This is a genomic window from Mycobacterium marinum, assembly GCF_003391395.1.
Lineage (GTDB): Bacteria > Actinomycetota > Actinomycetes > Mycobacteriales > Mycobacteriaceae > Mycobacterium > Mycobacterium marinum.
On the sequence record NZ_CP024190.1, the window covers coordinates 2,480,900 to 2,500,866 of the forward strand.

At 66.4% G+C, this 19,967-nt stretch carries 19 protein-coding genes; 11 read left to right on the plus strand and 8 right to left on the minus strand.

Annotated elements, in window-relative coordinates:
• Positions 1 to 18: 18 nt before the first annotated feature.
• The 4 genes from gmk (at position 19) to metK (ending at position 3,628) form a co-directional block, all read left to right on the plus strand.
• Positions 19 to 612, plus strand: a complete 594-nt coding sequence (gene gmk / locus CCUG20998_RS10535; RefSeq protein ID WP_012393966.1) for a guanylate kinase — start codon at positions 19 to 21, stop codon at positions 610 to 612.
• Between the two features lie 86 nt (positions 613 to 698).
• Positions 699 to 1,031 (plus strand): DNA-directed RNA polymerase subunit omega, encoded by a 333-nt coding sequence (gene rpoZ, locus CCUG20998_RS10540; protein WP_012393967.1) that lies wholly within the window; start codon positions 699 to 701, stop codon positions 1,029 to 1,031.
• A 15-nt stretch (positions 1,032 to 1,046) separates the two neighbouring features.
• Positions 1,047 to 2,288, plus strand: a complete 1,242-nt coding sequence (gene coaBC, locus CCUG20998_RS10545; RefSeq protein ID WP_012393968.1) for a bifunctional phosphopantothenoylcysteine decarboxylase/phosphopantothenate--cysteine ligase CoaBC — start codon at positions 1,047 to 1,049, stop codon at positions 2,286 to 2,288.
• A 128-nt stretch (positions 2,289 to 2,416) separates the two neighbouring features.
• Positions 2,417 to 3,628, plus strand: coding sequence for a methionine adenosyltransferase (gene metK, locus CCUG20998_RS10550; RefSeq protein WP_012393969.1), 1,212 nt, complete (start codon positions 2,417 to 2,419; stop codon positions 3,626 to 3,628).
• A gap of 81 nt (positions 3,629 to 3,709) precedes the next feature.
• Here metK and CCUG20998_RS10555 read toward each other — a convergent pair whose 3' ends face one another.
• From CCUG20998_RS10555 to CCUG20998_RS10570, 4 genes are all read right to left on the minus strand, one after another.
• Positions 3,710 to 4,285, minus strand: coding sequence for a pyridoxamine 5'-phosphate oxidase family protein (locus CCUG20998_RS10555; RefSeq protein ID WP_020724947.1), 576 nt, complete (start codon positions 4,283 to 4,285; stop codon positions 3,710 to 3,712).
• A 91-nt stretch (positions 4,286 to 4,376) separates the two neighbouring features.
• Positions 4,377 to 5,855 (minus strand): flavin-containing monooxygenase, encoded by a 1,479-nt coding sequence (locus CCUG20998_RS10560; protein WP_099052707.1) that lies wholly within the window; start codon positions 5,853 to 5,855, stop codon positions 4,377 to 4,379.
• Positions 5,856 to 6,015: 160 nt separating this feature from the next.
• Complete coding sequence (locus CCUG20998_RS10565) at positions 6,016 to 6,987, minus strand: alpha/beta hydrolase (RefSeq protein ID WP_020728553.1); 972 nt, start codon at positions 6,985 to 6,987, stop codon at positions 6,016 to 6,018.
• A gap of 26 nt (positions 6,988 to 7,013) precedes the next feature.
• Entirely contained in the window at positions 7,014 to 7,988 is a 975-nt protein-coding gene (locus tag CCUG20998_RS10570; protein WP_020728554.1) for an alpha/beta hydrolase, read from the minus strand.
• Here CCUG20998_RS10570 and CCUG20998_RS10575 point away from each other — a divergent pair.
• Both CCUG20998_RS10575 and CCUG20998_RS10580 read left to right on the plus strand, forming a co-directional pair.
• Complete coding sequence (locus tag CCUG20998_RS10575; protein WP_036455538.1) at positions 7,987 to 8,724, plus strand: lysoplasmalogenase; 738 nt, start codon at positions 7,987 to 7,989, stop codon at positions 8,722 to 8,724. The two genes, CCUG20998_RS10570 and CCUG20998_RS10575, sit on opposite strands and share 2 nt — an antisense overlap.
• Before the next feature lie 110 nt (positions 8,725 to 8,834).
• A complete protein-coding gene (locus CCUG20998_RS10580) occupies positions 8,835 to 10,781 on the plus strand; it encodes a primosomal protein N' (protein ID WP_020728556.1) in 1,947 nt (648 codons plus the stop codon).
• A gap of 17 nt (positions 10,782 to 10,798) precedes the next feature.
• Here CCUG20998_RS10580 and CCUG20998_RS10585 read toward each other — a convergent pair whose 3' ends face one another.
• On the minus strand, positions 10,799 to 11,623 hold the full coding sequence (locus tag CCUG20998_RS10585) for a class I SAM-dependent methyltransferase (protein ID WP_020728557.1): 825 nt from the start codon (positions 11,621 to 11,623) through the stop codon (positions 10,799 to 10,801).
• A 223-nt stretch (positions 11,624 to 11,846) separates the two neighbouring features.
• On the opposite strand from CCUG20998_RS10585, the gene CCUG20998_RS10590 reads away from it, so the two are divergent.
• Positions 11,847 to 12,329, plus strand: a complete 483-nt coding sequence (locus tag CCUG20998_RS10590) for a MarR family winged helix-turn-helix transcriptional regulator (protein WP_020728558.1) — start codon at positions 11,847 to 11,849, stop codon at positions 12,327 to 12,329.
• Between the two features lie 122 nt (positions 12,330 to 12,451).
• Here CCUG20998_RS10590 and CCUG20998_RS10595 read toward each other — a convergent pair whose 3' ends face one another.
• Positions 12,452 to 13,276 carry a class I SAM-dependent methyltransferase gene (locus tag CCUG20998_RS10595; protein WP_012393978.1) on the minus strand — a complete coding sequence of 275 codons (825 nt, stop codon included), beginning with the start codon at positions 13,274 to 13,276 and terminating at the stop codon, positions 12,452 to 12,454.
• A gap of 201 nt (positions 13,277 to 13,477) precedes the next feature.
• Here CCUG20998_RS10595 and fmt point away from each other — a divergent pair, with 201 nt between their 5' ends.
• From fmt to ribD, 4 genes are read left to right on the plus strand one after another with little or no spacing between them, the layout of a single operon-like run.
• Entirely contained in the window at positions 13,478 to 14,416 is a 939-nt protein-coding gene (gene fmt, locus CCUG20998_RS10600; protein ID WP_036455541.1) for a methionyl-tRNA formyltransferase, read from the plus strand.
• Entirely contained in the window at positions 14,413 to 15,858 is a 1,446-nt protein-coding gene (locus CCUG20998_RS10605) for an RsmB/NOP family class I SAM-dependent RNA methyltransferase (protein WP_373145395.1), read from the plus strand. Before fmt ends, CCUG20998_RS10605 begins: the two co-directional genes overlap by 4 nt.
• A 57-nt stretch (positions 15,859 to 15,915) precedes the next feature.
• Complete coding sequence (gene rpe / locus CCUG20998_RS10610) at positions 15,916 to 16,614, plus strand: ribulose-phosphate 3-epimerase (RefSeq protein ID WP_085979811.1); 699 nt, start codon at positions 15,916 to 15,918, stop codon at positions 16,612 to 16,614.
• Between the two features lie 7 nt (positions 16,615 to 16,621).
• Positions 16,622 to 17,641, plus strand: a complete 1,020-nt coding sequence (gene ribD, locus CCUG20998_RS10615; RefSeq protein ID WP_012393982.1) for a bifunctional diaminohydroxyphosphoribosylaminopyrimidine deaminase/5-amino-6-(5-phosphoribosylamino)uracil reductase RibD — start codon at positions 16,622 to 16,624, stop codon at positions 17,639 to 17,641.
• 4 nt (positions 17,642 to 17,645) lie between these two features.
• Here the strand turns inward: ribD and CCUG20998_RS10620 are convergent, their stop codons facing one another.
• Together CCUG20998_RS10620 and CCUG20998_RS10625 are read right to left on the minus strand one after the other, a co-directional pair.
• Positions 17,646 to 19,199, minus strand: a complete 1,554-nt coding sequence (locus tag CCUG20998_RS10620) for an MFS transporter (protein ID WP_012393983.1) — start codon at positions 19,197 to 19,199, stop codon at positions 17,646 to 17,648.
• Positions 19,199 to 19,900: an LppX_LprAFG lipoprotein gene (locus tag CCUG20998_RS10625; RefSeq protein WP_036455546.1), complete on the minus strand. Its 702-nt coding sequence runs from the start codon at positions 19,898 to 19,900 to the stop codon at positions 19,199 to 19,201. The genes CCUG20998_RS10620 and CCUG20998_RS10625 overlap by 1 nt, the downstream gene beginning before the upstream one ends.
• Positions 19,901 to 19,967: the final 67 nt, after the last annotated feature.

The window sequence follows — 19,967 nt, forward strand, 5'->3', positions numbered from 1 at the left end:
GCCGACTCAGGAGCGCCGATGAGCGCCGGCGGAGGACCGGGCACAGGACATGTGGTCGTGCTGTCCGGTCCTTCCGCTGTCGGCAAGTCGACGGTGGTCCGCTGCTTGCGTGAGCGGATCCCAAACCTGCACTTCAGCGTCTCGGCCACCACCCGGGCGCCGCGGCCGGGGGAGGTGGACGGCGTGGACTACCACTTCGTCACCCCGGAGAGCTTCCAGCAGATGATCGACCAGGGCGAGTTGCTGGAGTGGGCCGAGATTCACGGGGGACTGCACCGATCGGGCACCCCGGCTCAACCGGTGCGGGAGGCCACGGCCTCCGGAGTTCCGGTGCTGATCGAGGTCGATCTGGCCGGGGCCAGGGCTGTCAAGAAGGCGATGCCCGAGGCCATCAGCGTGTTTTTGGCGCCGCCCAGTTGGGAGGACCTCAAGGCCAGGCTGGTCGGTCGGGGCACTGAGACGCCGGACGTTATTCGTCGCCGGTTACAGACCGCGCAGACCGAACTGGCAGCCCAACCCGACTTCGACAAGGTCGTGGTAAACGGTCGATTGGAATCCGCATGCGCTGAATTGGTATCCTTGCTGGTGAGAACTGTGCCCGGCTCTGGGTGAGTCATCAGCCAGGCAAAGAGCCAGAATTCAGAATTGAGATCTTTACCGTCTTCGCAACGATTTACGCCGCCAGGAGAAAGTCTTAAGTGAGTATTCCGCAGTCCGATGCGCCGTTGGCCGCCGTTTCCGCCGTGGATCAATTCGATCCTTCCTCTGGCGGGGTCGGTGCCTACGACACCCCGCTGGGCATCACCAATCCGCCCATTGACGAGTTGCTGGATCGCGTCTCGAGCAAATACGCCCTGGTGATTTATGCGGCGAAGCGGGCTCGGCAGATCAACGACTACTACAACCAGCTCGGCGAGGGCATCCTGGAATACGTCGGGCCGTTGGTGGAGCCGGGCCTGCAGGAAAAGCCGCTATCGATCGCGATGCGTGAGATCCACGCCGATCTGCTCGAGCACACTGAGGGCGAGTAACAGGGCAGGCCCCGGATGGACCGTAAGCGGATCGTCGTCGGCGTCTCTGGGGGTATCGCCGCGTACAAGGCGTGCACGGTCGTCCGTCAACTGACTGAGGCCGGTCATCACGTCCGGGTCATCCCCACCGAATCTGCGCTCCGTTTTATCGGGGCGGCCACCTTCGAGGCGCTCTCCGGCCAGCCCGTGCACACCGGGGTGTTCGACGACGTGCCGGCGGTGCCTCATGTTCAAATCGGTCAGCAGGCTGACCTGGTCGTGGTCGCCCCGGCGACGGCTGATCTGCTGGCCCGGGCGGTAGCCGGGCGCGGAGACGACCTGCTGACAGCAACTCTGCTCACGGCCCGGTGTCCGGTGATGTTCGCTCCAGCGATGCACACCGAGATGTGGCTGCATCCGGCCACCGTCGACAATGTGGCCACGCTGCGCCGTCGCGGCGCGGTGGTGCTCGAACCCGCATCCGGGCGGCTGACCGGCAGTGACACCGGCGCCGGACGCTTGCCCGAGGCCGAGGAGATCACCACCCTGGCCCAGCTGCTGCTGGAACGCCATGATGCGTTGCCCTACGACCTGGCCGGCCGCAAGGTGTTGGTGACCGCCGGTGGCACCCGGGAGCCGATCGATCCGGTGCGCTTCGTGGGCAACCGCAGCTCCGGTAAGCAGGGTTACGCCGTCGCGCGCGTCGCTGCCCAGCGGGGCGCCGAGGTGACGTTGATCGCGGGGCACACCACCGGGTTGATCGACCCGGCCGGTGTCGAGGTGGTGCACGTCAGCACCGCGCAGCAACTCGATGACGCCGTCTCCAAGCACGCACCCACCGCGGACGTGCTGGTGATGGCCGCCGCCGTTGCCGACTTTCGGCCGGCGCAAGTTTCTACCGCCAAGATCAAAAAGACTGCCGACAGTCCACCGGTGATCGAACTCCTGCGCAACGACGATGTGTTGGCCGGTGCGGTGCGTGCGCGCGAGGATGGGCAGCTGCCCAAGATGCGTGCCATCGTTGGTTTTGCCGCCGAGACCGGTGACGCCAACGGGGATGTGCTGTTTCACGCCCGACAGAAGCTGCGGCGAAAAAGCTGCGACTTGCTGGTCGTCAACGCCGTGGGCGGTGACAGGGCCTTTGAGGTGGACAACAACGACGGCTGGCTATTGGCCGCCGATGGAACCGAGGCGGCGCTGCAGCACGGGTCGAAGACGCTGATGGCAAGCCGTATCGTTGACGCAATAGTTACGTTCCTGGATAGCTGTCGCGGGTAGTCGATCCACGGGCTCGGTGCTGTACAGCGGCTGGACAGGTCCTGAACGATGCCTTGCTCGAGTGGACGAGCGCAAATTGATGCCTGAGGATATAATTCGGCTAACTAATTATCGGAAGGATGCAGATAGTGAGTGAAAAGGGTCGCCTTTTTACCAGTGAGTCGGTGACGGAAGGACATCCCGACAAGATCTGTGACGCGGTCAGCGACTCGGTCCTCGACGCGCTTCTGGCGGCGGACCCCCGCTCGCGTGTTGCAGTTGAGACCCTGGTGACCACCGGGCAGGTGCACGTGGTGGGTGAGGTCACGACGACCGCCAAGGAGGCGTTCGCTGACATCACCAATATCGTTCGCGAACGCATCCTCGACATCGGCTACGACTCGTCGGACAAGGGCTTCGACGGGGCATCCTGCGGAGTGAACATCGGTATCGGAGCCCAGTCGCCCGACATCGCACAAGGTGTTGATACCGCCCATGAGGCCCGCGTCGAGGGCGCTGCGGATCCGTTGGACGCGCAAGGCGCCGGCGACCAGGGCCTGATGTTCGGTTACGCGATCAACGACACCCCAGAGCTGATGCCGCTGCCGATCGCGCTGGCTCACCGGTTGTCGCGGCGACTGACCGAGGTCCGCAAGAACGGTGTGCTGCCCTACTTGCGCCCGGATGGCAAGACTCAGGTCACCATCGCCTACGAGGACCGGGTGCCGGTGCGGCTGGACACGGTGGTCATTTCGACCCAGCATGCGGACGACATCGACCTGGTGAAGACGCTGGATCCCGACATCCGCGAGCAGGTGCTCAAGACCGTGCTCGACGACCTGGCCCACGACACCCTGGATGCCTCGGCGGTGCGGGTGCTGGTCAACCCGACCGGAAAGTTCGTCCTTGGCGGACCGATGGGCGATGCGGGCCTCACCGGCCGCAAGATCATCGTCGACACCTACGGCGGGTGGGCCCGGCACGGTGGTGGCGCATTCTCCGGCAAGGATCCGTCCAAGGTGGACCGCTCGGCGGCGTACGCGATGCGCTGGGTGGCCAAAAACGTGGTCGCAGCAGGGCTGGCCGAGCGGGTCGAGGTACAGGTGGCCTACGCCATCGGCAAAGCCGCCCCGGTCGGCCTGTTCGTGGAGACATTCGGCTCCGAGGCTGTCGACCCGGTCAAGATCGAGAAGGCCATCGGTGAGGTGTTCGACCTGCGGCCTGGCGCGATCATTCGCGACCTGAACCTGCTGCGGCCCATCTATGCGCCGACCGCCGCTTACGGGCACTTCGGTCGCACCGATGTCGACCTGCCGTGGGAGCGGCTCGACAAGGTCGACGACCTGAAGCGCGCCATCTAGGTTTCCGGCACGAGCAGACGCGGAATCGCGCGCGGGATCCCCGCGCAATGCGATTCCGCGTCTGCTCGCGCGTGTGGTGGCTCAGTTTTGCGCGCTGGGCGGCAGCGGATGGTCGGAGTCCAACGCCGGCAGGCCATCGATGCTGTGCTGGTTGCGATCGATGACACCAGAGAAGGTTTCCTCGGTCGCTTTGCGGAAGTGGGCGTCCAGCACCGGTCGTTCATCGACGAGGTCGTAATAGGGAACCGCGAATCCGCACGCATCCGCGATGCGATCGACGTCGATCACGACGGCGGAGCGCGTGCCCGGATGAAGAGTCTTGAAATGTTCTCTCAGGGTTTGGAATTCGCCGTCATCGGGGCGCACCACTCGTCCGGTCCCATAGAGCCGCAGGATCCGCGAGTTGCGAGTGAACGAGCAGAACATGATCGTGATCCGGCCGTTGTCGCGCAGGTGCGCAATGGTTTCGGCGCCGCTGCCGAATAGGTCGATGTAGGCGACCGTGTGGTCGTCCAGCACCGCGAAAGTGTCGCGATAACCCTTGGGGGAGAGGTTGACTCGGCCTCCATCGGACGGCGCGGTGGCGACGAAGAACATGGCCTGGTTGCCGATGAACTCGCGGATCGACTCATCGATGTGCGAGAACTCTTTGGCCACCGAAATCTCCTTTTGCTCATTCGAAGCCGCACGTTCGAGCCTAACGCTGGCCAGCGAGGTCGGCGACGTGAGTTTTGTCTCGGGGGAGCTCTCAGCGTCCGAAGCGGTAGTCGTCGAGATCGAAATGCCGGCCTCGCCAATAGGCTTCCACGGTAGTGGTGGGACGCAGCGGCACGTCGCCGTTCTTGTCGAAGTAGTAGCTGTTGGCCCGGCGGCAGCTGTCCTGCCAGAACACTTGGCGGTACCGGCGCCGCATCATCTCGGCGAAGTAGCGGGCGTTGGCTTCCTCGGTCACCTCGACCCGGGTGGCGCCGTCGCGTCGGGCCCGCTTCAGGCAGCGCAGGATGTGGTAGGTCTGCGTCTCGATGAGCGCGAAATACGACGAACCCACGTAGCCATACGGGCCGAACACGGCAAAGAAATTGGGGTATCCGGGAACGCTGACGCCTTGGTAGGCCTGCGCGCGATGCTCTTCCCAGAACTGGCTCAGTGATCGACCTGCGCGTCCGATGACCGGATAGGTCAGCACATCGTCGGTGTCGAGCACCTTGAAGCCGGTGGCCAGGATCAGCACGTCTATCTCGTGGTCGGTGCCGTCATCGGTGGCCACCGCTGTGGGGGTGATCTTCTCGATCGGCTCGGTGACCAGCTGCACGTTGTCGCGGTTGAAGGTGGACAGGTAGCCGTTGTGGAATCCGGGCCGCTTGCAGCCGACCGCATAGCGTGGGGTGAGTTGGTCGCGCACCACCGGATCGTTGACCCGCTGTCGCAAATAGCGCCGTCCCAGCACCGCGCTCCAGCGTGCCAACGGAAACACCGTGAAGTAGTGCGCCGAGATTGGGAAGGTCGCCTCCACATAGGCCTGGCTGAGTAGCCGCTGCAGCGCTTTTCCGCCCGGGATGCGCATTGCCCAGCGCAGCGCTGCCGGCAACGGAAAGTCGAATTTCGGAAAACACCAGATCGGAGTTCGCTGAAACACCGTGAGGTGTTTCACGATTGGTGCGATTTCCGGGATGACCTGGACCGCCGACGCGCCGGTGCCGATGATCCCGACGCGCTTGCCGGTCAGCTCCTGGCTGTGATCCCAGCGCGCGGTGTGCATGGTGACGCCGGCGAAGGAGTCGACGCCGGCAATGTCAGGAAGCTTCGGTACGGTCAAAACGCCGCTGGCATTGATGATGAATCGGGCGGTGAGTTCGCCGCCGGGATCCGTCTGCAGACGCCACAGGCTGCGCTCGTCATCGAATTCGGCGCCAAGGACCTTGGTGTTGAACCTGATTCGGGGCCTGATGCCGTACTTGTCGGCGCAGTGCTCGGCGTAGGCCCTGAGCTCGCGGCCGGGTGCGTAGCTGCGCGACCAGTCCGGGCTCTGCTCGAACGAGAACTGGTAGGAGAACGATGGAATATCCACGGCTATGCCGGGATAGGTATTCCAGAACCAGGTTCCGCCGACGCCGTCGCCGGCTTCGATCACGAGATAGTCGCCGAATCCCGCCTTGTCGAGGCTGATCGCGGCACCGATGCCGGAGAATCCGGCACCGACGATCACGATCTGGTAGTCCGGTTCGATGCTCACTAGCGTTCCCCTCCGATGCCGAGAACTCCGTGCTCGGGCCGCAGGATCAGCGCCGCCTCGAGGGCCATGGCACCACTGTATGGCTGACGGCGGTGGCCCGTAAGGGCCGGACTCCCGGGTCTTTCGAGTCCCTGCTAGTTCTTGCTAGTTCTTGTTAGTAATGCAGCACTTTGCGCAGCGCCGCCAAGCCGCGGCTGGTCGCTTCGGCGGCTGAGGGCACCACCACGGCGAAGCTGACGTAGCCATGCACCAGGTTGGGCTCGTTGCACCACTCGGCCGCTATCCCCGCGGCAGTGAGCAGCTCGGCATAACGGGCCCCGTCGTCACGCAGCGGGTCGTGTTCGGCGGTGCCGATGAAGGCCGGAGGTAGCCCGGTCAGGTCGCCGTTGCCCGGCGCGAGCGTGGCAGGCAGCGCCGTGTGGTCGCTGACGTCAAGGCCGGGCACATACCACGACAGGAACGCGTCGATGACCTCGAGATCCAGGATGGGCGCGGTGGCGTTTTCGCTGAAGGACGGCAGGGCCAGGTCGCCGACGCACGACGGGTACCACAGCAACTGGAAGACCAGGTTCGGAGCGCCATTACCGGCATGGTCACGGGCCAGCTGCGCCATGATCGCCGAGATGTTGCCGCCGGCGGAGTCGCCGGCTACGGCGATCCGGTTCGGGTCCCCGCCCAACTCGTGGGCGTGCGCACCGACCCAACGCAACGCCGCCCAGCTGTCTTCGATCCCGGCCGGGTAGGGATGTTCCGGAGCGAGCCGGTAGTCGACGGAGACCACGATGGCCTCCGCGCCCACCGCATGTGCCCGCGCGACGTGGTCGTGGGTATCCAAGCTGCCCAGCGCCCAGCCGCCGCCGTGGTAGTACACGACGACCGGAAGGACCCGGTCGGGCTCCACGGTGGGCCAATAGATTCGGACGGGGATGTCGGTAAGCTCGCCATAGCCGATCTTGCGGTCCTCGGTCCGCAGATCGGGGAGCAGTTCCGGTGGTGCTTTGAGCGCGGCGAGCCGCTCGCGGGCCAATTCGACGCCGTCTGCGGCGCAAAAGGTCATCGGAACCGCGTCGAGCAGCATCTTCAGGATGGGATCGATGCCGGGGCGGGTGCTGATCTGCTCCGTCATGGTCCTACACGGTACGCACTTGTGGCCTATCCGTGCAGCGCAACGCGCAATGCCGCCAGCCCGCGCTCCATGGCAGCGGTGGCCGCGGGCACCACGCCGGCGTAGCCGATGTAGCCGTGTACCAGGGATCCGGCGTTGTGAACTTCAACCGAGACGCCGGCAGCGGCCAGCAATTCGCCGTACCGGATGCCGTCGTCACGTAGCGGGTCGTGGCCGGCCACCGCGATGTAGGCAGCCGGTAGATTCGCCAGGTTCTCGGCGCGGCCCGGAGCCATGCCCGCGGGTGGGTTAGACAGGTCGGTATCGCCTGCATACCAGCGGGAAAAGTCCGCGATGGCCTTGACGTCGAGAACCTCGCCGGTGGCGTTTTCGGTGAACGACGGCAATGTCTGATCCCACATCGTGGACGGATACCACAGCAGTTGAAAGGCGATCGGCGGTATGGGGCCATCGGCATTGTCACGGGCCTGTTGTGCGATCACCGCAGCGATGGTTCCACCTGCTGAATCACCGGCCACGGCTACCCGGTTGAGGTCAGCGCCGATAGTGGATCCGTGGTCGGCGACCCATCGCGTTGCGGCCCAAGCATCTTGGATGGCCGCGGGGTAGGGGTGCTCTGGGGCCAAGCGGTAATCGACTGAAACGACCAGCGCGTCGGCCCCGACGGCATGCTGACGACAGGTTCCGTCGTGAGTGTCCAGGTCGCCCATGACAAAGCCGCCGCCGTGAAAGAACAGCACCACCGGTAGTGGATCGGTGGCATCGGGACTGATTGGTGGCCAATAGATCCGAATGGGGATGGATCCACCCGGTCCGTCGATGGCCCGGTCCTCGACGCGAAGCTCGGGGTGCACGGGCCGGCGTGGCAAGTCCCGCAGCCGCTGACGCACCGCATCGATTCCATCCTCGGTGGATAGCCGAAACGGAACCGCATCCAGTACCTTCTGCATGATGGGGTCGATAGCGGGTTTCTCGTCTGCGGTTTTGTCCAAACTGGGCATGGACGTACCGTACGCACCTCGGTTGGTGACCGGCGGCTGGGTGCTCGCCGGATGGGCCGGCCTCGGCTACGGCGTGTACCTGACCATCATCGCGATGCGCCGCCCGCAGGGTATGGAACTGACCGGGCATTGGATCCTGCAGCCGCCGTTCAAGGCATCGATGGCGGTGCTGCTCGCGCTAGCGGCGGCCGCCCACCCGATCGCGCGCGAGCGACGGTGGCTGATAGCGGCGTTGCTGTTTTCCGCCGCCGGTGACTGGTTGTTGGCAATCCCGTGGTGGACCCAGTCATTTGTGCTGGGGCTTGGTTCGTTCTTGTTGGCCCACTTGTGCTTTCTCGGAGCAATGCTGCCGATGGCCTGGGGGGCGGTTCCATCGCGTCCACGGATCGCTGCGGCGGCGTTGATGTGCGTGGTCTCAGTGGGGCTGTTGATTTGGTTTTGGCCGCACCTCGGTCAGGAAAAGCTGACGATTCCGGTGACGGTCTACATCCTGGTGCTGACCGCCATGGTGTGCACGGCATTCGTCACCCGGCTTCCGACGATATGGACAGCGGTGGGGGCGTTGAGTTTCGCGGTATCGGACTCGATGATCGCGATCAGCCGGTTCATCCTCGGTAACGAGGCCCTGGCGGTGCCGATCTGGTGGGCATATGCCGCCGCGGAGATCTTGATTACCGCCGGGTTCTTCTTCGGCCGGGATATTTCGGATAACGGGCCGGCTGCTGTCGACGGCTGAGGCGCCGCGTCCGCTGTTGCGAAAAAGCAAGAAAAAGATTGTCTAGCAAATCATCTCGAGGCTGCGAGCGCGTACCGATCGAGGTAGAGCCGATCGCGAGGGTACTACCGATGCTTTCGGTGCCCCACCTCGATCGTGAATTCGACTACTTGGTGTCCGCCGAGCAGTCCGACGATGCCCAGCCCGGGGTGCGGGTCCGGGTGCGGTTCCACGGCCGATTGGTCGACGGGTTTGTGCTCGAGCGCCGCAACGACACCGACCACCAGGGCAAGCTGGGCTGGCTGGATCGGGTGGTATCGGCAGAACAGGTGCTCACGCCGGAGATCCGCCGACTGGTCGACGCCGTGGCCGCTCGCTATGCAGGCACCCGGCCGGACGTCTTGCGGCTGGCGGTGCCGGCCCGGCATGCGCGGGTGGAGCGCGAAGTCGCAACGCGGCCGGACCTGCCGGAGGTGGCTCCGGTCGATGGGGCCGGCTGGGCGGGGTACGGCAGGGGCGGCCAGTTCTTGGACGCCCTCGGCGAGGCGCGGGCGGCGCGTGCCGTCTGGCAGGCGCTACCCGGCGAGCCGTGGGCCGATCGATTCGCCGAGGCCGCCGCGCAGACGGTGCGCGCCGGCCGGGCGGTGCTGGCGATCGTTCCCGACCAGCGGGACCTCGACGAGCTGTGGCGAGCGGCGACAACCCGCATCGATGAGCGCAGCGTGGCGGCATTGTCGGCCGGATTGGGTCCGGCCGCCCGCTACCGACGCTGGCTGGCCGCGCTGCGGGGTGGTGCACGACTGGTGATCGGTACCCGCAGCGCCGTGTTCGCGCCGCTGAGCGACCTGGGGTTGGTCATGGTCTGGGCGGACGGCGACGACACCCTGGCCGAGCCGCGGGCGCCCTACCCGCACGCCCGGGAGGTGGCGATGCTGCGGGCACATCAAGCCCGGTGCGCGGCGTTGATCGGCGGCTACGCCCGAACCGCCGAGGCCCACGCCCTGGTGCGAAGCGGGTGGGCGCATGACATCGTCGCGGCCCGGCAGGTGGTTCGGGCGCGCACCCCGCGCGTCATTGCCCTCGATGACAGCGGCTACGCCGACGAACGCGACCCGGCCGCACGGACCGCGCGTCTGCCATCGATCGCCCTGCACGCCGCCCGCTCGTCGTTGCAGGCGGGGGCGCCCGTACTGGTCCAGGTGCCACGGCGCGGGTACGTGCCCTCCCTGGCCTGTGGGCGCTGCCGGGCAATCGCGCGGTGCCGACATTGCACGGGGCCGCTGTCCCTGCCGGAACGCGGCGCGCCCGGCGCGGTCTGTCGATGGTGCGGGCATGGGGAACCGCTGCTGCGCTGCACGCGCTGTGGGTCGGACACCGTGCGGGCCGTCGTCGTTGGAGCCCGGCGCACCGCCGAAGAGCTGGGACGCGCCTTCCCCGGTACGTCGGTGATCACCTCGGCGGGCGATGCGATCGTGCCCGACGTCGATGCTCGCCCGGCGCTGGTGGTGGCCACCCCGGGCGCTGAGCCCCGGGCCGCCGGGGGATACGGGGCCGCCCTGTTGCTGGATACCTGGGCGTTGTTGGGCCGTCAGGATCTGCGCGCGGCCGAGGAAGCGCTCTGCCGTTGGATGACTGCCGCCGCCCTGGTGCGCTCGCGTGCCGACGGAGGCGTGGTGGCGGTGGTCGCCGAATCGGCTATCCCGACGGTGCAATCGCTGATCCGCTGGGACCCGGTGGGGCACGCCGAAGCCGAACTGGAGGCCCGTAGCGAAGTCGGGCTGCCGCCGAGCGTGCACATCGCCGCCATCGATGGCACCGCTGAGGCGGTCATGGCCTTGCTGGATCAAGCCCGGTTGCCCGAAGACGCAGACATGCTCGGCCCGGTCGACCTGCCGTCGGGGGTACGCCGCCCGGCAGGCACCCCCGACGGCGTGCCCGTGACCAGGATGCTGGTGCGGGTACGCCGGGAACAGGGTCTGGAGCTAGCCGGGTGTCTGCGCCGCGGAGTCGGCGTGCTCAGCGCACGCCAGACTCATGAACCGGTCCGGGTACAGATCGACCCGCTGCACATCGGCTAACCCGCATTGATCCGTCGTCAGCGCTTGCGCGCGGTGAAAATCAGGTACTCCCACTCCATCACGCCGTTGGTGAGGTATTCGCGGCTGAGTTCGATGAATTCGGCGTCGAGCTGGGCAACTCGTTGGGGGTCGTCGCTGATGTTGCGGTAGGCGTTGATCGTCGGTCCGTAGTAATCCTTGAAGTAATCGACGCATTCTTCGGGTTGCCCGAACCGCTCTACCCGCAACGAGCCCCGCTGCGTCCGGACATCGCACACGTGGTCGCTGAACAGGTCGCCGATGTAGTCTTCGCGCCCCCACCACACCTCATGGGGGGCTCCCATCGGCAGCATCGGCCGGTACGGCCGGAGGGTGGAGAGCAACTGGCCGTAGAACCCCTCCGGCGTCCAACTCAGCACACTGATCTTGCCGCCCCTGCGACACACCCGGGCCAGCTCGTCGGCCGTGCGCTGATGACGCGGAGCGAACATCGCCCCGATCGTCGAAAGCACCGCGTCGAACTCGTTGAACCCGAAGGGCAGGGTCTCGGCATTGGCTTCCCGCCAGCTGAGGTGTACTCCCGCTGCCGCGGCGCGTCGCTGAGCGCTGCGCAGCAGTTCCGGCGTGAGGTCACAGGCGACGACATGAGCACCCGCAACCGCCGCGGCGATCGACGCATTCCCCGAACCCGCGGCAACGTCGAGGACGCGATCGCCGGGGCGAATGCCGCTGGTGGAGACCAGGATTGGCCCCAGCGGGGCCAGTACTTCATCGGCCAGTACCGCATAGTCGCCCAACGCCCACATGGCCCGATGCGTGGTTGCCGGGGCCCGCCGATCGCTGATTGGTGTGTCAAGAGCCATTGCCCCTCCTGACCGAATTCGGGAAATTTGCTGCGACACCATCGTCGGCGTAAGGCAGGCGCAGGGAAACCAATTCCGATCGTTGCCCGGCGGCAATTGTATACGTGATCAATAATCGCTGTCTACGAATGTAGGGCGCTGCTAGACTCTTCCCTTGCTGCAGCCTGTTTTGTGCGACAACGAACTTGAAAAGCCCAGCGAAATCTGGGGAAGGGGGCCATTAATGTCCACCGAGAACGCGACGGCAGCTGAAGAGTCACTGGACATGATTACCGATGCGCTGCTAACGGCGTCTCGGCTGTTGGTAGGCATCTCGGCGCATTCGATCGCGCAGGTCGATGAGAACATCACCATCCCGCAATTTAGGACCCTGGTCATTCTGTCCAATCGGGGACCGGTCAATCTGGCCACGCTGGCGAACCTGCTTGGGGTGCAGCCGTCGGCGACCGGCCGGATGGTCGACCGTCTCGTCAGCGCCGGGATGATCGACCGACAGCCGCACCCGACCTCGCGTCGTGAACTACTCGCGGTGTTGACCAAGCGTGGTCGTGATCTCGTCCGCCGGGTCACCGCGCACCGGCGCGACGAAATCGCTCGTATCGTCGAGCAGATGCCGCCGGCCGAACGGCAGGGGTTGGTTCGCGCGCTGACCGCGTTCACCGCGGCCGGCGGTGAGCCGGACGCAAATGTCGAGATAGATCTATAGGCTCAGCCTTTTGGCGCCCATTTGGGCTTTGGGTCTCTGGGGTCCTCTCGAAGACGTCGGGATTCAGCCGTTCCGGGCCGCCCGCCGAATTGGCGGGCGGCCCGGCCCGGTTGCGGAGCGGCTTACTTCTTGGTGCCGGTCAGAACCAGGTACTCCCATTCCATGACGCCGTCGGTCAGGTATTGGTCGGCGAGTTCAACCAGCTGGGCGTCGAGTTCGGCCGCCAGCACCGCGTTGTCGCCGATGTTCGCGTAGGCCTCGATCGTCGGGCCGTAGTGATTCTTGAAGTAGTCGTGCACGGCCTGCGCCGTTTGGAAGCGCGTGACCTCCAACTGTCCGCGCTGCGTTTGGATGTCGGAGACGTGGTTCCCAAACAGGCCGCGGGCGTAGGCTTCCCGTCCCCACAGCGCAGACGGGGGCAGGGCCGCCGACAGGCTCGGGCGGTAGGGCCGGATGGTGGCCAGCATGCGGCCGAAGAAACCTTCTGGCGTCCAGCTGATCACGCCGATGGTTCCGCCGGTCTTGCAGACGCGGGCCAGTTCGTTGGCTGAGCACTGGTGATCCGGGGCGAACATCACGCCGATCGCCGAGATCACGGTGTCGAACTCGCTGTCGCCGAACGGCAGTGCCTGTGCGTTGGCCTCCTGGTAGTCAAGGGTCAATCCCTGGGCTGCGGCGCGGGCCTTGGACCGTTGCAGCAGTTCGGGTGTCAGGTCCGTCGATACCACCGTGGCGCCCGACTTGGCCGCCGGAAGCGAGATGTTGCCGGAGCCGGCCGCAACGTCGAGCACGCGCACGCCGGGCCCAATGCCGGCGGCAGCGACCAGGATCGGGCCGAGCGGAGCCATCACCTCTTCGGCCATCAATGCGTAGTCGCCCAGTGCCCACATCGCCCGGTGTGTAGCCGCGAGCGATACGTCCTCGCGGATGGGTGTGTCGATAGTCATTCAGAGCTCCTCAAAAGGAAAGGGAAAGGGCTGCGTTACTTCGACATCGTCGTCGCAGGCGCGGCGGGAAAACTTGACTGCATGCTCGCAGAACGTTTCCGCCGGACACAGTATGCAATAGCAAGTTTATAAACGGCTGAGAATCTGGCCATTGAAGATTGTGGTCCACGCCACTTCACAGGCACTTCCTAGACTGTCCCGGTGCGTCTCGTTTTTGCCGGTACCCCCGAAACTGCGCTGCCAGCGCTCCATCAGCTCATCGATTCGCCGCGACACGACGTGATCGCGGTGTTGACCAGGCCCGATGCCGCTTCGGGTCGGCGCGGTAAGCCAGAGCCGTCGCCCGTGGCGCGTGCGGCGCTGGAACGGGGCATCCCGGTGCTGCGGCCGTCACGGCCGAACTCGGCGGAGTTTGTCGCTGAACTATCCGAATTGGCGCCACAGTGCTGTGCGGTGGTCGCCTACGGCGCGCTCCTGGGTGACGCGCTGCTCGGGGTGCCGCCACAGGGCTGGGTCAACCTGCACTTTTCGCTGCTGCCGGCATGGCGTGGTGCGGCGCCGGTGCAAGCCGCCATTGCCGCGGGTGACGCGGTCACTGGGGCCACGACCTTCCAGATCGAGCCCAGTCTGGACTCCGGACCGGTGTACGGGGTGGTCACCGAGACCATCCGGCCCACCGATACCGCTGGCGATCTGCTTGGGCGACTTGCGGTTTCGGGTGCCGAGCTGCTCTCGGCCACCCTGGACGGGATCGCCGAGGGGGCTTTGACAGCGCGCCCGCAACCTGCGGACGGCGTCACGCTGGCGCCGAAAATCTCCGTCGAGCAGGCCAGGGTGCGGTGGGAGTTGCCGGCGCCCATCATCGAGCGTCGGATCCGGGCCGTTACTCCCAATCCGGGCGCCTGGACGCTCATCGGTGACCTGCGGGTCAAGTTGGGGCCGGTGTATCGCGATGCCGCGGTCGAACCTCCCGGCCCCTTGCCCCCAGGTGCGATTCAGGTGGATCGCAAGCACGTGTGGGTCGGCACTGGCTCGGAACCTTTGCGATTGGGCCAGGTCCAGCCGCCGGGCAAGAAGCTGATGAACGCCGCCGACTGGGCACGCGGTGCCCGCCTGGACCCCAGCGTGCGTGCATCATGAGCCCCGGCCAGGACAAACGACAGCGAAACCGACCGGACCGAAAGCCGCGACGCTCGGAGGGCACGGGCGTGCCGAACCAGCGCAGGGGCCCGCGCCGGCGGCCGCTGGACCCGGCGCGCGGCGCCGCGTTCAACGCCTTGCGGGCGGTGAGTGAGCGCAACGCCTACGCCAACCTGGTGCTGCCCGCGCTGCTGAGGGAGCGCGGCATCACCGGCCGCGACGCCGCCTTCGCCACCGAGTTGACCTATGGCGCCTGCCGGGCCAGAGGACTGCTCGACGCCATCATCGGAGCGGCGGCCGGACGTTCGCCCGAGGCGATCGACCCCGTCCTGCTGGACTTGTTGCGGCTAGGTGCCTATCAGCTGTTGCGCACCCGGGTGGACGCCCACGCCGCGGTGTCCACCACGGTCGAACAAGCCGGCATCGAATTCGATTCGGCGCGGGCGGGTTTTGTCAACGCAGTGCTGCGCACGATCGCTGATCGCGATGAGCAATCGTGGGTCCAGGAGCTGGCGCCAGACCCGCGCCGCGACCCCGTCGGGCACGCGGCCTTCGTCCATGCTCACCCACGCTGGATCGCGCAGGCCTTCGCTGACGCGCTGGGCCCGTCGGCGGCGGAACTCGATGCGGTGCTGGCCAGCGATGACGAGCGTCCACAAGTGCACCTGGCGGCTCGTCCGGGGGTGCTGACGGCCGCCGCATTGGCCGATGAGGTGCGCGGCACCGTGGGCAGGTACTCGCCGTACGCCGTGTACCTGCTCGGTGGTGACCCGGGGCTGCTGGCGCCCGTGCGCGACGGTCAGGCGCTGGTGCAGGACGAGGGCAGTCAGTTGGTGGCGCGGGCGTTGACGCTGGCCCCGGTTGAGGGCGACTCGGGCCGGTGGCTGGACCTGTGCGCGGGGCCGGGCGGCAAGACGGCGCTGCTGGCCGCGCTGGGCGTGGCAACGGGGGCCCGGGTGACCGCCGTGGAGCCGTCGTCGCATCGCGCCGACCTGGTGGCGGACAACACCGGCGGGCTGCCGGTGGATCTCGTCCGTGGTGACGGGCGCTACACCGACCTGGAACCGGTTTTCGACCGGGTACTCGTCGATGCGCCCTGCACCGGCCTGGGCGCCTTGCGCCGGCGGCCGGAAGCCCGCTGGCGCCGGCAACCGTCGGACGTGCCCACCCTGGTCAAGCTGCAGCGTGAGCTGCTGGCCGCGGCGATCAACCTGACTCGTCCGGGCGGGGTGGTGCTCTATGCCACCTGTTCGCCGCACCTGGCCGAAACCGTCGGGGTCGTCGCCGACGCGCTGCGCCGGCACCCGGTGGATGCGCTGGATACCCGAGTACTCTTCGAGCCCATCACCGAGGGCCTGGGGGAGGGGCCGTACGTGCAGCTGTGGCCGCACCGGCACGGCACCGACGCCATGTTCGCCGCGGCGCTGCGCAGGCGGGCATGAGGCAGCGGGAGCGAATCGCCGACGTGCGTCGCGCGTCGCGCCGCGCGGCTCAGTAATGTGTCGCTCATGCCTAACAGCATCGGGGGTCCCATGATCGCGCCGTCGATCCTGTCAGCTGACTTTGCCCGGCTAGCCGACGAAGCCGCTGCGGTGCGCGGTGCCGATTGGTTGCACGTCGACGTGATGGATGGTCACTTCGTGCCCAATCTGACGCTCGGGCTGCCCGTGGTGGAGAGTCTGCTGGCGGCCAGCGACATTCCAATGGATTGCCATCTCATGATCGACAACCCGGATCGGTGGGCTCCGCCCTACGCCGAGGCCGGGGCTTACAACGTCACGTTTCACGCCGAGGCCACCGACAACCCGATCGCGGTGGCCCGCGACATTCGCGCGGCCGGTGCGAAAGCCGGGTTCAGTGTGAAACCGGGAACCCCGCTGGATCCCTACCTCGAGATCCTGCCGCACTTCGACACCCTGCTGGTGATGTCGGTGGAGCCCGGCTTCGGCGGACAGAGTTTCATTCCCGAGGTGCTCAGCAAGGTGCGGACGGTACGCAAGCTGGTCGATTCGGGTGAGTTGACGATCCTGATCGAGATCGACGGCGGCATCAACGCAGACACCATCGAGCAAGCGGCGGAGGCCGGCGTGGACTGCTTCGTCGCCGGGTCGGCGGTGTATGGAGCCCAGGATCCCGCTGCCGCGGTGGAGGCACTTCGGCGACAGGCCGGGGCCGTTTCCAGCCATCACGGCCGGTGAGCGCCAGATGACAGTCGAACAGGTCAAGAGCCTCGAAGAGGCGATGCGTCTGGCGATCGAGCAGTCGATGCTGGTCAAAGGCACGACGTACCCGAACCCGCCGGTCGGCGCTGTCATTGTCGACCAGGAAGGCCGGGTCGTCGGCATCGGCGGCACCCAGCCCTCCGGTGGTGATCATGCCGAGGTGGTGGCGCTGCGCAAGGCGGGTGGTTTGGCGGCCGGCGCCATAGCGGTGGTCACCATGGAGCCCTGTAACCACTTCGGCAAGACTCCGCCATGTGTGAACGCGTTGATCGAAGCCAGGGTCGGAACGGTGATATACGGCGTCGCCGACCCCAATGGGATCGCAGGTGGGGGCGCGGGGCGGCTGTCGGCCGCCGGCCTGCAGGTGCGATCCGGCGTGCTGGCCGATCATGTGGCGGCCGGACCGTTGCGGGAGTGGCTGCACAAGCAGCGCACCGGGTTGCCGCATGTGACCTGGAAGTACGCCACGAGTATCGATGGCCGTAGCGCTGCCGCCGACGGTTCCAGCCAGTGGATTTCCAGCGAGGCGGCCCGTGCGGATCTGCATCGGCGCCGCGCCATTTCCGATGCGATCGTGGTCGGTACCGGCACCGTGCTGGTTGACGATCCAACCCTGACCGCCCGGCTGTCGGATGGTTCCTTGGCGGCCGAGCAGCCGCTGCGCGTGGTGGTGGGCAAGCGTGACATTCCGCCTGAAGCCAAGGTGCTCAACGACGATGCGCGAACGATGATGATCAAGACCCACGAGCCGGTGGAGGTCCTGCGAGCCCTCTCCGACCGCACCGACGTGTTGCTAGAAGGGGGTCCGACCCTGGCCGGGGCCTTCTTACGGGCCGGAGCCATCAACCGCATCCTGGCCTACGTGGCGCCGATCCTGCTCGGCGGCCCGGTCACCGCCGTTGACGACGTGGGCGTGTCCAGCATCGCGCACGCATTGCGCTGGCAGTTCGACGGCGTCGAGCGGTGCGGCCCCGACCTGTTGCTCAGCCTGGTGTCGCGCTAGCGACTCACGGCCGGGGTGCTACGGCCGGTTCCTCCGAGATCTCCGGTTCTTCCGCGTGCTCCTTGCGTCCGCTGACCAGCAGACCCAGCACCGCACCAAAGACGCACACAAACGCGGTGATCGTGAAGATTTCGCCGTACATCAAGGCGAATGCCTGTTGGTATTGGGCTCCGATCGCGGCCGCGCGCTCGAGCAAGGTCGCGTCGGGCGGTACGGCCGCCGACAATCCCGCCAGGATCTGGTTGAACCGGTACAGACCCCAGGCGCTCAGCGCGGCCACACCGATCAACATGCCGGTCATCCGCGCGACCACCACCGCCGCCGAGGCGATGCCATGTTGGGCGGCCGGTACAACTCGCAGCGTGGCCGACGACAGCGGCCCAATCACCAGGCCAAGCCCTAGGCCGGCCACCAGCAGGTCGGCGTGCATGGCGGGCACGGTGAACAAGCCGAAGATGCTGTGCCGATAATCCGGCAGATCGACGGGCCAATGCGAAATCAGCAAATAGCCGCCGGCGGCGATCAGTAGCCCGACAAACGTCACCGCCCGGTCGCCGACTCTGGTGGCAATCCACCCGCCGGTCACCGCGCCGATCGGAAGGGCGATCAGGAACCACAGCAGCATCCCCGCCGCCTGGGTCTGGTCCATGCTCAGCACGCCCTGGCCGAACAACTCCACGTTCACCAGAGTCACCATCAGCGCGGCACCCGCGGCCACCGATGAACCCAGGGCGGCCAAGAACGGCCGGAAATGCACCCCATTCGGGTCGATCAGCCGGGTTCGAGCGAACCGCTCCCAGGCGAAGAACGCCACCGCGGCCACGATCGCGCCGGTCAGCACCGGTAGTCCGTAGCTCGGCAACACCTCTTTGCCGTCCGGGTTGGGGTTGTACAGCCCGATGACGGCGAGCCCCAACGCGATTGCCAGCAGCGCACCGCCAACCAGGTCGATCTTCTCCGGCTCTGCGTTCTTGTCGTGCGCCGGCAGGCTGAATTGGATCATCAGCATGGCGATCGCGGTCAGGGGGACGTTGATCCAGAAGACGTCTCGCCAGTCATGGAACAACCAGACGATGAAAATCCCGTAGAGCGGCCCCAGCACGCTGCCGAGTTCCTGGGCGGCTCCGATACCGCCGAGGACGCCGGCGCGGTTTCGTTGTGCCCACAGATCCGCACCCAGCGCCAAGGTGATCGGCAGCAGCGCACCGCTGGCCACACCTTGAAGTGCCCGGCCGGCGAGCAGCATATGGAAATCGCCGAAATGCCCCGCCAGCGCGGTGACCACCGAGCCGGCGGCGAATCCGAGCAAGCTGACCTGCAGCATCAGCTTGCGGCCGAACCGGTCGGAAGCCCGTCCCAGCAGCGGCATCGCGGCGATGTAGCCGAGCAGATACCAGGTGACGATCCAGGTGATCCGCTGCAATTGGTTAACCGGGATGCCGACGCTGCCCATGATGTCGCGCATGATGGTGACCACGACGTAGGTGTCGAGGGCGCCCAGCAATACCGCCAGGCTTCCGGCGCTGATGGCGACGCGGCGCCCTGTCTGCGTGCTCATCAGCTCACCGGGGGCTTGCTGACGCTGACCTGCTCGCCCCACTTGGACAAGGTCATCTGGACGGAATTGCCCGACCCGCGGTCCAGTTTGGCTTGCACCAGCTGATGGTCACCGTTCTCCTGAATCCACACGGTGCCCGGCACGGGTTCTGTTGCATTGAACGGGGGCGCGATCTGGTTCACCGCCTCGGCAGTGACCTTTCCGGTGATCCGGATCGTGGTCTGTCCGTCGATGGTGTCGCGACCGTCGGCCTTGGCGTCCTGGAGATTGGCCAGCACATTGGCCAGGCCAACTTGCGGGTTCAGGATCTGCGACGGGTCGTAGATGTCGGCAGCCGGGCCGAAATCACTCCACTTGTTCGGAGTGAGGGTGGCATACAGGGTTCCGTCCACCACCACGAAATCGGCGTCGATCGCAGATCCGCCGAGCGTGAGCTCGACGTTTCCCTTCGCGGCGGTCGGGTTGGTGGTCAGATCGCCGGAGAGCGTCTTCATCGACAGGCCGGGGATCTTGCCGTTCACGGTGAGGACCAAGTGCGCGCTCTTGAGGTTCCTGGTGAGCTCGGTTGCTTGCTTCACCAACGGTGTCGCATCGGGTAGTGGTCCGCCGCTGTCCTTCGTGCCCGACGAGCAGCCGGCAACCAGGGCGGTGGCGGTGCCGAGGGCGGCGAGGACAGCGAATAGACGGCGGCGGGTCTGCATACCCTGCATCGTAGAGGGTGCCGCCGACCGGGTCGGGCAACGCGGGGTGTGCAGCGCGCTACACAAC

What these genes read in the sequence shown, in the direction of transcription:
- gmk (WP_012393966.1), top strand. Translation starts at nt 19, where the DNA reads ATGAGCGCCGGCGGAGGACCGGGCACAGGACATGTGGTCGTGCTGTCC.
- coaBC (WP_012393968.1), top strand. Translation starts at nt 1,047, where the DNA reads ATGGACCGTAAGCGGATCGTCGTCGGCGTCTCTGGGGGTATCGCCGCG.
- CCUG20998_RS10565 (WP_020728553.1), bottom strand. Translation starts at nt 6,987, where the DNA reads ATGACGGAGCAGATCAGCACCCGCCCCGGCATCGATCCCATCCTGAAG.
- CCUG20998_RS10575 (WP_036455538.1), top strand. Translation starts at nt 7,987, where the DNA reads ATGGACGTACCGTACGCACCTCGGTTGGTGACCGGCGGCTGGGTGCTC.
- CCUG20998_RS10570 (WP_020728554.1), bottom strand. Translation starts at nt 7,988, where the DNA reads ATGCCCAGTTTGGACAAAACCGCAGACGAGAAACCCGCTATCGACCCC.
- CCUG20998_RS10580 (WP_020728556.1), top strand. Translation starts at nt 8,835, where the DNA reads ATGCTTTCGGTGCCCCACCTCGATCGTGAATTCGACTACTTGGTGTCC.
- CCUG20998_RS10585 (WP_020728557.1), bottom strand. Translation starts at nt 11,623, where the DNA reads ATGGCTCTTGACACACCAATCAGCGATCGGCGGGCCCCGGCAACCACG.
- CCUG20998_RS10590 (WP_020728558.1), top strand. Translation starts at nt 11,847, where the DNA reads ATGTCCACCGAGAACGCGACGGCAGCTGAAGAGTCACTGGACATGATT.
- CCUG20998_RS10595 (WP_012393978.1), bottom strand. Translation starts at nt 13,276, where the DNA reads ATGACTATCGACACACCCATCCGCGAGGACGTATCGCTCGCGGCTACA.
- CCUG20998_RS10605 (WP_373145395.1), top strand. Translation starts at nt 14,413, where the DNA reads ATGAGCCCCGGCCAGGACAAACGACAGCGAAACCGACCGGACCGAAAG.
- ribD (WP_012393982.1), top strand. Translation starts at nt 16,622, where the DNA reads ATGACAGTCGAACAGGTCAAGAGCCTCGAAGAGGCGATGCGTCTGGCG.
- CCUG20998_RS10620 (WP_012393983.1), bottom strand. Translation starts at nt 19,199, where the DNA reads ATGAGCACGCAGACAGGGCGCCGCGTCGCCATCAGCGCCGGAAGCCTG.
- CCUG20998_RS10625 (WP_036455546.1), bottom strand. Translation starts at nt 19,900, where the DNA reads ATGCAGACCCGCCGCCGTCTATTCGCTGTCCTCGCCGCCCTCGGCACC.